The sequence below is a fragment of the Ruegeria sp. CDSC079 genome, from assembly GCF_059610505.1.
Window position 1 is genome coordinate 43,296 of sequence record NZ_JBXWNT010000004.1, and the last position, 11,870, is coordinate 55,165.

General features: G+C 58.7%; 11 protein-coding genes. 3 read left to right on the top strand and 8 right to left on the bottom strand.

Translation table 11 applies throughout. From position 1 onward, the window contains the following. Positions 1-97: 97 nt before the first annotated feature. Positions 98-571 (top strand): rhodanese-like domain-containing protein, encoded by a 474-nt coding sequence (locus tag AC2FIC_RS08275; RefSeq protein WP_496692432.1) that lies wholly within the window; start codon positions 98-100, stop codon positions 569-571. Then, positions 568-1,383, top strand: a complete 816-nt coding sequence (locus tag AC2FIC_RS08280; protein ID WP_496692431.1) for a CE1 family esterase — start codon at positions 568-570, stop codon at positions 1,381-1,383. Before AC2FIC_RS08275 ends, AC2FIC_RS08280 begins: the two co-directional genes overlap by 4 nt. Before the next feature lie 9 nt (positions 1,384-1,392). Here the strand turns inward: AC2FIC_RS08280 and mdoH are convergent, their stop codons facing one another. The 7 genes from mdoH to AC2FIC_RS08315 all read right to left on the bottom strand — a co-directional run bounded on the left by mdoH (position 1,393) and on the right by AC2FIC_RS08315 (position 10,884). Continuing rightward, positions 1,393-3,261 carry a glucans biosynthesis glucosyltransferase MdoH gene (mdoH, locus tag AC2FIC_RS08285; protein WP_496692430.1) on the bottom strand — a complete coding sequence of 623 codons (1,869 nt, stop codon included), beginning with the start codon at positions 3,259-3,261 and terminating at the stop codon, positions 1,393-1,395. Further along, complete coding sequence (locus tag AC2FIC_RS08290; RefSeq protein WP_496692429.1) at positions 3,258-4,757, bottom strand: OpgD/OpgG family glucan biosynthesis protein; 1,500 nt, start codon at positions 4,755-4,757, stop codon at positions 3,258-3,260. Before AC2FIC_RS08290 ends, mdoH begins: the two co-directional genes overlap by 4 nt. Continuing rightward, positions 4,754-5,971, bottom strand: a complete 1,218-nt coding sequence (locus AC2FIC_RS08295) for an OpgC family protein (RefSeq protein ID WP_496692428.1) — start codon at positions 5,969-5,971, stop codon at positions 4,754-4,756. Before AC2FIC_RS08295 ends, AC2FIC_RS08290 begins: the two co-directional genes overlap by 4 nt. Before the next feature lie 34 nt (positions 5,972-6,005). Further along, on the bottom strand, positions 6,006-7,376 hold the full coding sequence (locus AC2FIC_RS08300) for a tetratricopeptide repeat protein (protein WP_496692427.1): 1,371 nt from the start codon (positions 7,374-7,376) through the stop codon (positions 6,006-6,008). 181 nt (positions 7,377-7,557) lie between these two features. Further along, the gene (locus AC2FIC_RS08305) at positions 7,558-8,742 is read right to left on the bottom strand and encodes a CaiB/BaiF CoA transferase family protein (RefSeq protein WP_142632866.1); all 1,185 of its coding nucleotides are present in this window, start codon (positions 8,740-8,742) and stop codon (positions 7,558-7,560) included. Continuing rightward, entirely contained in the window at positions 8,729-10,348 is a 1,620-nt protein-coding gene (locus tag AC2FIC_RS08310) for a thiamine pyrophosphate-binding protein (RefSeq protein WP_496692426.1), read from the bottom strand. The genes AC2FIC_RS08305 and AC2FIC_RS08310 overlap by 14 nt, the downstream gene beginning before the upstream one ends. 77 nt (positions 10,349-10,425) lie before the next feature. Next, complete coding sequence (locus tag AC2FIC_RS08315; protein WP_271947979.1) at positions 10,426-10,884, bottom strand: DUF302 domain-containing protein; 459 nt, start codon at positions 10,882-10,884, stop codon at positions 10,426-10,428. A gap of 68 nt (positions 10,885-10,952) precedes the next feature. Here AC2FIC_RS08315 and AC2FIC_RS08320 point away from each other — a divergent pair, with 68 nt between their 5' ends. Further along, the gene (locus AC2FIC_RS08320) at positions 10,953-11,366 is read left to right on the top strand and encodes a DUF1636 family protein (RefSeq protein ID WP_496692425.1); all 414 of its coding nucleotides are present in this window, start codon (positions 10,953-10,955) and stop codon (positions 11,364-11,366) included. On the opposite strand, the gene AC2FIC_RS08325 is transcribed toward AC2FIC_RS08320, so the two are convergent. Continuing rightward, on the bottom strand, positions 11,363-11,857 hold the full coding sequence (locus tag AC2FIC_RS08325) for a hypothetical protein (protein WP_496692424.1): 495 nt from the start codon (positions 11,855-11,857) through the stop codon (positions 11,363-11,365). The two genes, AC2FIC_RS08320 and AC2FIC_RS08325, sit on opposite strands and share 4 nt — an antisense overlap. Positions 11,858-11,870: the final 13 nt, after the last annotated feature.

Consider the following 11,870-nt stretch of genomic DNA (forward strand, 5'->3'; position numbering starts at 1 on the left):
GGCGATGACACGAACTTGAACAGGCAGGTTAATTTCGACACGGAACTGGATAAGCTGCTGTGATACATAGGACCGCATCGGATCAGGAGGGATTACAGTGGCTGCTGGGGCAAACCGGACACGGCGAAAGGTTCTGCTGTTTGGTGCGGCTGCTGTTCTGGGCGGTTTTGCAATCCGTGAATACCGCCTGATCCCACAGAGCTATGCGGGCGGTCGGATCAGTGTCAGGGATGCGCATCAGCAAGCTAGGCTTGGAGATATATTTTTGGTGGACATCCGTACCCCACGCGAATGGGATGCCTCAGGCGTGGGCGAAGGCGCGCATCCCCTAGACATGCGTCGCGATGATTTTGATGAGGCGCTGCTGCAGATTGTCGGCGGAGACCACGATGCCCCGATCGCCCTGATCTGCGCGCGCGGTGTGCGCTCGGCCCGGCTGAGCAACCGGCTGTCCGAGGCGGGGTTCGCAAATATCATCGACGTGCCCGAGGGTATGTTAGGCTCAGCAGCAGGGCCAGGCTGGATCCGGGCAGGCCTGCCGGTTCAACACTATGATGGGAAAGCAGAATGATCCGAAGCTTGTTTCTGTCGGTCGGGATGGCCGTGATCTGTAAGGCAGGAATGGCCGCCTGTGTCGATCAGGAAGACATGTGCGAAACGCCGTCGGGTGGGTACCATATCGAACTTCCTGAAACCAAAAACCCACCGCTGGTGGTGTTTCTGCACGGTTATGGCGGGACTGCGACCGGAACGCTGAAGAACCGCAGCTTGGTCGATCCTCTGCTTGCGCGTGGATATGCGGTTATGGCACCGGAGGGGTCCGAGCGTAACGGCCGCCAAAGCTGGAATTTCTTCCCGGGTTGGGAGGGGCGTGACGAAACGGCTTTTCTGCGCGAGGTGGTTCAGGATGCGTCGGACCGGTTCGGGGTCGATGATGACCGCGTCGTGTTGGGCGGGTTTTCTGCGGGGGCCTTCATGGTCTACTACCTCGCCTGCGCGGCGCCGGATGCGTTTTCGGCCTATGCTCCGGTTTCAGGTGGGTTTTGGCGACCGCATCCCGAGGCCTGCGATGGCCCGGTGCGTATGTTTCACACCCATGGCTGGTCCGACAATGTAGTCCCGCTGGAAGGGCGCCTTTTGGGCGGTGGTCGATTCCATCAGGGCGATATCTTTGCCGGTCTGGAAATTTGGCGGGTCGCAAATGAATGCGTCGATACCAAACCCAGCGGATTTTCCGCGACCGGGCAGTTTATGCGCCGCAGATGGACTGGATGTGCCGATGGCGCGATGTTGGAATTCGCGCTTTTCCCCGGTGGCCACAACGTGCCGCAGGGATGGTCGGATATGATGGTGGATTGGTACGAAGGCCTGCCGGGCGGCTGATCACAGCGTTTACTCGGCAGGAGTCATTACGGTTTTGCCTTCAACCAGACGCTTTAGCTCATCCCTGTGGCGACGGGCCGACCGGGTGATTGCAGGTTCCTGAACATCCTCTTTCATCCCGACCATGCGCCGCGCGGGTGAGGTTGAGACACCGCTGAGCGCCGAAAGCGGGATTGCAAAGGCCAGGCTGATTGCAATCGGTGCCAGCCAGATCGACACCAGACCCGACAGGATACCAGCGCCCAGGGCGATACCGCTGACAGTTTCCAGCGTGTGACACATGATCAGCGTCCGCAGGCCATAGCTGCCACCATCGCGCGCCTGAGGGGACCAGCCCTTTTGAACTCCAAAAACAGTCCTGAACACGGCGATCATCTGCTGCACCATCAGGATCGGGGCATAGAGGATCGACAGGATAACCTCTGAGATGAATGAGGTCATGAATTTGCCCGCGCCACCGAAATCGGCATAGCGCACACCGCTGAGAGGCAGGGCCAGCACGCCCAACACTTTGGGGGCCAGCAACATGGCATACATGACCAGAATGATCAGCACGTGGCGGGTTTCCGACATCTCGGGCCATTGCGGGAACAGCGGATTGTCGGGGCTGAAATAATGCAGGACCGAGGCATCCTCGCCCTGACCAATCAGCGCCCACATCACCAGCAAGGCAAACCACAGCGGCGACATCAGATACCCGACTGCGCCGTGGAACATATGGAACCGCGATACAGCGCGGAATCCGGTTGAGCCCAGCAACTTCAGGTGTTGCAAATTGCCCTGACACCAGCGCCGGTCACGCAACGCGTGGTCGATCAGCGTGGGCGGGGTTTCCTCGTAAGAGCCCCGGATACGCGGCAGGAACCGCACGCCCCATCCGGCGCGCCGCATGAGGCCGGCCTCGACGAAATCATGGCTCATGATCAGCTTTTCCTGACCATTCATCGCGCGCAGTTTCGGCAGCCCGGCGCAGTTGGCAAACGCTTTGGTGCGGATAATCGCGTTATGGCCCCAATAGTTGCCTTCCTGACCACACCAGCGGGCTAGACCTTCGGCGAAGGCGATACCATAAACACCATTGGCAAATTGCTGCATCCGAGCAAAAACCGACTGAGCGCCAATTAACTGAGGGTAGCTCTGAATCAGGCCTGCGCCCGGGTCACGTGCCAAGGAATCCGTCAGGCGCAGGATGGCGCGGCCGGTCATCAGGCTGTCGGCATCCAGCACCAGCATCGCATCCCAATCCGCGCCCCAGCGGCTGACCCAATCGGCGATATTGCCGACCTTGCGGTCTGTGTTCTGTTCGCGGCGGCGGTAGTACAGCTCAAGCCCAGGGGCGAGGGTGGTGCGCAACGCCTCGACACTTGCCTGCTCTTGCGCCGCGATCTCGGGGTCGCGCGTGTCCGAGAGGATGAACATCGCATAGTGGTGCTGGCCATCCCGCGCACGCAAGTCTTCCAGCATAGTGCGGGCGTTGCCCAGCACGTTCCAGGGTACTTCATTATAGACCGGCATAAGAAGCGCGACGCGCAGCGCCTGTGGGCGGCCCTGACGTTTGGGCTGTTCCTGCCGCGACAGGGAAATCATACCCAACAAAACGGTGCAGACCGTGAAAGAGATCCAGAAAAAGTTGAATGAGATCAGCGTCAGCAGAATGGCTTCGATCAGGTTGATCCCTTCGGCACCGAACCAGTCGGCCATGACCCACAGCAGGCCCAGCGTAGCCGCCATCGCGGGCGAGAACGCCAGTGCGCGCCAGAACCCCGCAGATGCACGCCTGCGCCCGGGCGCCTGCGCGTCACGGAACCCGGCGCTAAAGTTCTGCTCTGGCATCGCCAGAGGTGCCTCAGGCGGCATGATATGCAGATCGCTGCTCATGAGGTCCAACGATACAGCCAGACTTCGGAGGCAGGCTGCTTGTCCTTCAGCAGTTGCGCCCGCAGTTCCACATGGTTCCGGTCGCCCGGCTCGAAGGAAAAGGCCAACCGCAGACCGCCCGTATCGGGGTTGCGCTGCAGAACGCCTTCGGAAGTTTCCGCATGGGGCGAGTTGACAAAGATCGTCATAGCCTCTGGGTCGTCGAACAGCTCGCTGGCCTCAAAGTCGATCACGGCCAGACGGCCTTCACCAAATGTGTTGTCACCCATCGCGGTGCTGATCACGCGCGGCATCGGGGTGCTCTGTGGTTCCTCACCCCAGATCAGGCGATAGGACAGGTCCACCTGGCTACCAGCCGCGTAGGGCTCCATCGGGCGCCAGTAGGAAACGATATTGTCATAGATCTCTTGATCAGCCGGGATTTCGACCAGAGTGACCGCACCTTTGCCCCAATCGCCAGTTGGTTCGACCCAGAGGCCGGGGCGTTTGTGGTAACTCGCTTCAAGATCGGCATAATCCGAGAACGCGCGTTTCCGCTGCATCAGGCCAAACCCGCGCGGGTTCATGTCAACAAAGGACGAGAACTGCAGGCGGGTCGGGTTTGCCAAAGGCCGCCACAGGACCTCGCCAGCGCCGTTGCGGATCAACAGCCCGTCGCTGTCATGCACCGCAGGGCGGAAATCGTCGAAACGGCTGTGATTGGTCTGATCGAACAGGAACATCGACGTGCCGGGTGCAATGCCGACATGGGTCAGTTCCATACGCGGGAACAGAGTGGCCTCGACCTCCATCACGCAATCCGCGCCTGCCGTGACATTGAACCGATAGGCCCCTGTCACGCTCGGGCTGTCCATCAGGGCGTGAACGACCATGTTGCGCTGACCGGGCTTGGGACGTTCCAGCCAGAAACGAATGAATTCGGGAAATTCTTCACCATCCGGATCGCCGGTTTTCAGCGCCAGCCCCCGGGCCGACAGGCCGTAGACCTCGTGCAAGCCGATGGCGCGGAAATAGCTGGCGCCTTGGAAGACGCAGAACTCATCCGTTTTGCCAGGGCGGTGCATTTCAGTCCGCAGGCGCAGGCCCGAAAAACCCAGCGTGTCGTCGACGGGCAACTGAGGAACCTCGGTCGACTTGTCAAACATTGACAGATCGAAGGCTACGGGTTTTGCCATGCCGTTTTCGACGGTCGATACCTGAACCGTACGCGGAAAATAAAGCCCGGGCGTAAAGAAATCTACGTTGAAAGGCGTCTCAGATTCGAACCAAAGCGCACGATCCAGGCGGAACCGAATCGAGCGGTATTGTTCATAGGTCAGGTCCTGCCATTCCTGCGGGACCATCTCGCGCTCGGCAAAGGGCTTTGCGGCCAACTCGCGGGCCAGCGCGATCACGTCACTGCGGTCAAACGGGACCTCTCCGCCCACGGCAAAGGTGGCCGGGGCGAAGGCAAGCGCTGAAGTCGTGGCCAGAAATGCGCGACGTGTGAATTTCATTTCTTTGATTTCCAGGGTTGTGACTTAAACCACGCGGCCAAATAGGCCACGCTGATGATCATGGCAAAGCCAATCATATTAGCGACAAAGACACTGGCAAAATCCCGCCCAAACAAATCGAGCCCAACGCCGATAAGTCGTGCTGCTGCCATGGAAAATACGAATACGGCAAGTGATTGCTGACCCACTTTGGTGACCAGGGTCAGTACGAATTGCCAGGCTTTGGCACCTGCGCTCTGACCGGTTGCGATCAGGCGGTGTCCATGCTCGCCAGCAGCGACCCAGCCCAGATAGGCCAGCGACAGGAAATGCATGTAGCGAAACAGACCGAAATCGGTCTTGTCGCGGAATTCCTTCGTGATGGGCCAGACTTTGCGGATTTCATCGGCCAAGTCCGGGGCTGCGGCATTCACCCATGTGAACACTTTCCACGACCCGAAGGGCATTGAAAAGATCAGGAACAGCGCCGCTGCCCAGATCAGCGTTTTTGACACCGGAGGGGCTGGGATCCAGCCGCGCATGAATGCAAAGCCAGTAAAGAACAGCAACTGCCAGCCAAAAGGGTTAAAGAACCACTGACGATCCGACCAGGGCTCGGCAGGCAGGTCCAGAATGTCGGTCTGCGCCACGAGCCAGATAGCAACGGATGTGGCTGCAACTGCCCAGAATCCGATGCGGGACAGGCCCATGAACAGCGGCATCATTGCAAGAACCACCAGATACATGGGTAGAATGTCGAAATAATTCGGCACGTAGGTCAGGGTGAACAGGCCGACGATCTGCGGCGCAGGATCATTGAAGAAATGCTGCAGGTTCAGGGACGAGATGTAGTTCTTCTCAAACAGGCCTGTTTGATTCAGCGCAGCCATCGTCATCGCGACAAAGAAGAACAGGCCGATATGCGCCCAGTAAACCTGCCAGATCCGGTATGATACCCGCGCAGTGCCCATCCACCAGCCCTTGCGCAGGAACGCGCCGCCAAAGGCGATGGCCGAGGCCATGCCCGAACAAAAAACAAAAATCTCGGTTGCATCCGAAAAACCAAACCGGGCAGGGATCCACTTGGCCCAGGGGTCGTTGGGAATATGCGCAATCAGGATGATGAACATCGCAATTCCGCGATAGAAATCCAGACGCGGGTCGCGCGTACTAACAGGGGCGGCCGAGGTGGCTGCCACAGGTGCAAAATCAGAAGCGGGCGATAGAGTCGCCATACGAGTTCTGTCCTTCTTCAGTCTTTTTGTTTTGTTATTCTGCCGGAACGCTTTGTGCGTCTTGGTTTTCGCGGGCCGCATCGATCAATGCGCGGCGCGCCATAGCATAATTGTCCTCACCCCCGGCCCGCTTGGCACGGCGGTCGTCTAGAATGCGCTCGACAGCATCCAAACGGCCGGCACGCAGGCCGGAATCAATAGTGATGCGCTCGAATACATCACGTTGGGCATGGCTACCACCGGCCAGTTGCATTCCGCCCCGTGCATTCGACAGGAAATCAAATGCTTCGCCGTAAAGGCCGTCGCCAAAAGCTTCAAGCCCTTTGGCTGCGGCAATACCGGGATCCGACATCCGGATCGGAGTGTCGCCCTGATTGCGCTGGGCATCTTTCTGGATGCGCTGCAGCATTTTGCCGGTCGCTTCGGTCCGGTTGTCGCCGGTCAGGGCCAGCAGATAGTGAAGATCGGCGAAGATCAGGCAGCCATCTTCGGTCCGGGCGGCGCTGAGGTCGGCCAGTTCCTCCCAGCGGTTTCCAACTTTGACGCCCTCAAGCTCGAGCCGGGACAAAAGCGACGTGGCATTCGATATGTCACGGTAATCGTCGGTTTTGTCCTGCCGGACATACTGGTCATACAGTTCCATAACCTGTTCGACCTGGCCCAGGTCCAGATGCATCAGCGCCTTGTGCCACCAGACATGATAGCGAAAGTTGTTGCAATGCGCCCAGGCATCCTCGCGTCCGGCCAGCCAATCAAGACCTTGCTGCGCATTGCCGGTCATCTCGTGCACATGGGCCACTGCGTGCAGACCCCAGGCATCATCCGACACCATCCACAGTGCCTGACGTCCGGCGATTTCGGCTTTTTCATAGGCCCCGGTTTCCTCAAGCGCGAAGGAATGGCACCCCAGAAGATATCCGCGGCCGGCGTGGTCGGGTTCATAAGCAGGCAGGACACGTTCGATCGACCGTCGCATACCAGCGGCATCTCCCAAGACAAACCGTGTTGCGTGGCTGAGTTTCATCGCCAGCGAGTCCTGTGGGTGGAGGCGCAGAATTTCTTCAAACTTCTGGATTGCATGTGAGGGCAGGTCGGACAGGTAAAGGGCCAACGCGTCGACATAAAGCCGCTCGCGCTCAGTTACCGGTTGGCGATCCATAGCGGTGTTGGCAGCATTCAACGCTTCCGCTGCAACTGGCATCATCTCGCGCCGACCCAGCAGGACCAGGAACAGACCTTTGATGGCGTGACCAAGCGCGAAATCGGGCTCAAGCTCTAGCACTTTGCCCAGATGCTGGGGTGTGACAGCTGAATGCGCCATGAAACCAAGCAGAACACCATTCCACGCCTCGACACTGGCCGAATGGCAAAGAGTGTTCATCTGTCCGAAAACATCTTGTTTCATGCGCGGGATCCAATCCATTTGCGATTTATTACTTTATTCGATTTAGCAGAGAGTCAGGCGGGGTCGTATCAGTATCGGCCCTGCTCTCGAATTGGTGAAAAGCTGTGTGTGGAAAACGTGAAAAAATCCGCCGATTCAACGGCATGTTTCAGCAATATGCCGCCTAGTAAGGCATTGTGTTTCAATCTTCAAATGGGTTCTTAGCGTTCAGGACTGCTGCAGTGTCCGCTCCGAACTGTGGCGGAGCCGTCCGGTAGGTAACCGGTGTCCGCGACAATTTCAGCGGGTTTCCGATCAGTTTTACCTCGGCCGGGGCAGCCTGCATCGCGATCTGCATTTGCCGCGCCGCGACCTGCTCGGTGTCAAAAACCTGATCCAGGGTCTGGACCGGCCCAACTGGTACTTTGCGTGCCTCAAGTTCTGCGATGACGGTTGTTGTGTCATATGACTGAACCGCAGGGCGCAATAGGGCGTTCAACGCATCCCGGTTTTCCAGCCGCGCTGGATTCGTCGCAAAGCGGACGTCATCCGCCAGATCAGGTTGGTCGATGAATTCGCAGAACCGGCGGAACTGACTGTCATTACCTACAGCAAGGATCACATGGCCATCGGCGGTTTCATAAACGTCATATGGAACAATATTTGGATGACCATTCCCACGGCGTTGTGGCACATTGCCGGATGTCAGATAATTCACGCCTTCATTGATCAGCCACGCAATCTGGGAATCGACCAGAGCCAGATCAATTTGCTGTCCCTCTCCGGTCTGGTCCCGGTGGCGCAATGCTGCCAGAATGCCAACGCAGGCATACATACCGCACATGACATCAGCGATACCAACTCCAACTTTCATCGGCGCCCCTTGGGGATCGCCGGTCAGAGACATGACACCGCCATAGCCCTGCGCCATCAGATCATATCCGGGCTTTGATGCGTTAGGCCCATCCTGCCCGTAGCCTGAGATCGAACAATAGACGAGGCTAGGGAATTCCTGCGAGAGCGATTTGTAATCCAGCCCGTATTTCGCAAGCCCGCCGGGTTTGAAATTCTCGATCAGGATGTCCGCAAACGAGGCCAGCCGCCGAATTTCCGCCTGACCTTCGGGTGTGGTGATGTCGATGGCGACCGATTTCTTGTTGCGGTTGGCTGACATGAAATAGGCACTAAGATCCGATGGAACCCCGTCGGCATCTGCGACATAGGGTGGGCCCCACTGGCGCGTGTCGTCCCCTTTAGTGGCAGGGTTTTCGATCTTGATAACGCTGGCACCCAAATCGCCCAGCAACTGTGTGCAGGTCGGTCCGGCCAGAATGCGGGACAGGTCCAGAACCTTGACGCCCTTCAGCGGCCCTTCAGATCCGGCCATCATATCCTCCGCGGTCAATCTCAGCAGCGATTACGGTGAACCTATCAGACTTGGTTGCCGCTTCCAGAGCATCCCTCAGTTCGGCGCGGGTGCGCACCGTGTGACCATTCCCACCGAAGGCCCGGCCCAAAGCTGCAAAGTCGTGGCGGTCGAAATCGACGCCTACGTTCCCCATTTGCCGCTGACGCTGTTTCAATTCTATCAGGGCAAGGCTGGCGTCAACGAACACCAGGAAAATCGGGTTACCACCCATCTCGGCAACGGTCGACAGTTCTCCGGCGACCATCAGGAACCCGGCATCACCGGAAAAGCTGATGACCGGGCGCGTGGGTTCGGCCAGCTTCAGCCCGATGGCCATTGGCAGAGCGCAGCCCATGGTGCAGAGCGCCGAAGACTGGATCAGCCCGCGTTCTTCGGAACATCCCCACATCTGGCTGAGAAGGATGCGATGTGCGCCGCTGTCAGCGGTGGCCAATGTCTCGGCAGGAAGAGCCGCGCGGGTTTCCGCAATTACCGCGGCGGGACCCCATACGTCATCAGTAGGGAAGGCTCGCGCCAGGGCGGCCCGAACCTGTTCGGGCTCACCGCCGGGCCAGGTGGCGCGGGCAGGGTTGCCCTTTGCAACGGCCTCGAGGGTCGCGCCGGTATCAGCCACCAGGTTCAACCCGGCCTGATGCATGTAGTGATCGTTCGGAACCGCCGAAATGTCGATGACGCGCTTTTCTTCGGGGTCCCATATCTCGCGCCAGCCAGGGCGCATTTCGATCGGGTCATAGCCCAGACACAACACTAGATCGGCCTGTTCAACCAGCGGCACTAGATGGGTGTCGGCCAGCGGCGACAGGCCCGCGCCGCCAAGGCACAGTGGATGATCCTCGGGAATCACGCCCTTGGCCTTGTAGGTTGTCACAAAAGGAATGCCAAAATGTTCAAGGAACGCCTGCACCACATTGCGCGAGTCGTCATATAGAACATCCAGGCCGATAATCGCGATGGGCCGTTCGGCCTGTGCCACCCAGCGGCGGGCTTTTTCAACGCAATCCCCCTCGGGCGCGACGGCGGCAGGTTTGACAAGACGGCGGCGTTTGACATCGGTCACAGGCGCATCCGCAACCGAAATCGGCACGTCGATATGCACCGGTCCTGGGCGCGGTTGATTGGCCAGCGACACCGCTTTGTCTGCGATAATATCCGCGCCTTTGGCGGTCAGCATGAACGTCCCTTTGGTGATCGAGCGATAGACCCGTGCGTGATCCATGACCTGATGGGTGTATGTCAGCGCCTCATCTGCGTCGACACAGCCGGTCAGCACGATCATTGGCACCCGGTCCTGCAACGCATTGGCGACCACATTGATCCCGTTCATCGCGCCTGGGCCGAGTGTGGCCACCAGAATGGCCGGGGCGCCGTCGCGGTGATGCACCGCCTCGGCCATAAAGCCGGCCGCGTTCTCGTGTTTGGTCAGGTGAAAGGTTATCCCCGCCTTTTCCAACGCATCCACTAGGGTCAGCACCTCGCCACCTGGCATGCCAAAAGCGTGGCGGCAGCCAGCCTCATAAAGCCGTTGGGCCAGAATGTCCGCAGCGCGGGGCGACGAGTCCTGCATCAGTAAAGCTCCGAAAACTGTTTCAACGCAGATTGCGGAGGACAGACCCGGACGCAAGGCGCATCACGCCAGTGTGACTATTTGACAGCGGCTTCGGCCACGATCTGAAAGGTGTCATCCAATTCCTGGGCAATGTCCCTCAGGGGGTCTCCGCCCTCATAGATATAGGGCGCGAATACAAAGCTGGGCGTTTTATAGGATAGGGTGGCGGTGCCGTCCTCGTTTTCGGTCACGTAAAACCGGATCGGTGCTTCGATCATTGCGCGCACCGAGGTTTCCAGCACGCGCACCGCATAGTCATTGTTGAAGGCGCCGATCACCAGATTGCCTGGGATTGTAATTCCCCGCGCGGCGGCGGCTTTGGTGGGGCCGGCCTGCGTGACCACGATCAGACCGTTTGCCTTAACCGCCGATTTGGTGTCCGAGACTAATTCATCATAGCTTTTGCCCGTTGGATACACGGCCCATCCCGAGAGCGGTTCGTCGGCCCAGGCGGGCAGGGCCAGCAGGGCGAAGACGGTCCAAAGCAGTTTCATCCAGAGGCTTCCTTTTAAGGTGTCTGCAGGAATCCTGCCAGAAATGTGAGAACGTCGCACTCACAATCTTGTGTGCATTCGGGATTGCGCCGCGCCGCTTAAAGCCGCAGAAACGGGCGCAGGACGAAGGGAAAGGTCTGGATCGGATGCGCCTGATGATCTGCAAAACCTGTGGCACCGCACGCGATCGGGCGGCCGAGGTGCAGGCTGTGAAGGACGCACTGAAAAGGGCTGGATTGACGGATCAGGTCGAATTGAGCGAACACGCCTGTTTCAGCAGCTGCGCGGAACCCACGGCGCTGGCTATACAGGCGCTGGGGCGCGCATCTTATGTGTTTTCGGGTGTCGATGTGGTGGCGGATGCTGCGGATATCGCTGAAACTTGCCGTACTTACCTGAACAGCCCGCTGGGCTGGATCGAAGACGCCCGACCCTGCGGGCGGCTTCGGATGTGTTTGCGTGCGCGTATTCCGGCGCTTTAGTCAACCTGAACCGTAACCGCAGCACGAACCGGCACGTTATCGACCGAAAGCGGGCTATGGCTGTTGGAATTCAGCGAAACCGAAACCTCGACCTCACCTTTGGGCAACTGATCAATGTGCATCCAACTGCCGTAAAGCCGGGCGAGCTTTTCTCCGTTGATGTAAACATGCGCGTGCCCTTCGCCTGCCATGTCTGCGGTCGATGCGTTCTGCGGTGCGAAGGTAAAGTTTTTTGGCATAACATGCAGGTTCCAGCCAGACATAGGATCCTGTGTCAGAGCGATGTCCAGTGTAGGTGCATCTGTGCCTGCCGGTAGGTTCAAGGCCGTGGAATGATCGTGGGCCATGGTCTCAGTGGGTGAGGCTCCGTGAAGAGACGGATCAGAATGGTCGTGGCCATCAAATGTGACGCCGTTTGCAGCAGCAATTACAAATCCTGTACCGCCGCCAAAGACCAGACCGATCACGAATAGAGCAAGTGAACGGGTCATTGTATTTCCTTGA

Excerpts from the sequence above, each read along its gene's own strand:
- AC2FIC_RS08280 (WP_496692431.1), top strand. The coding sequence starts at position 568 with ATGATCCGAAGCTTGTTTCTGTCGGTCGGGATGGCCGTGATCTGTAAG.
- mdoH (WP_496692430.1), bottom strand. The coding sequence starts at position 3,261 with ATGAGCAGCGATCTGCATATCATGCCGCCTGAGGCACCTCTGGCGATG.
- AC2FIC_RS08290 (WP_496692429.1), bottom strand. The coding sequence starts at position 4,757 with ATGAAATTCACACGTCGCGCATTTCTGGCCACGACTTCAGCGCTTGCC.
- AC2FIC_RS08295 (WP_496692428.1), bottom strand. The coding sequence starts at position 5,971 with ATGGCGACTCTATCGCCCGCTTCTGATTTTGCACCTGTGGCAGCCACC.
- AC2FIC_RS08300 (WP_496692427.1), bottom strand. The coding sequence starts at position 7,376 with ATGAAACAAGATGTTTTCGGACAGATGAACACTCTTTGCCATTCGGCC.
- AC2FIC_RS08305 (WP_142632866.1), bottom strand. The coding sequence starts at position 8,742 with ATGGCCGGATCTGAAGGGCCGCTGAAGGGCGTCAAGGTTCTGGACCTG.
- AC2FIC_RS08310 (WP_496692426.1), bottom strand. The coding sequence starts at position 10,348 with ATGCAGGACTCGTCGCCCCGCGCTGCGGACATTCTGGCCCAACGGCTT.
- AC2FIC_RS08315 (WP_271947979.1), bottom strand. The coding sequence starts at position 10,884 with ATGAAACTGCTTTGGACCGTCTTCGCCCTGCTGGCCCTGCCCGCCTGG.
- AC2FIC_RS08325 (WP_496692424.1), bottom strand. The coding sequence starts at position 11,857 with ATGACCCGTTCACTTGCTCTATTCGTGATCGGTCTGGTCTTTGGCGGC.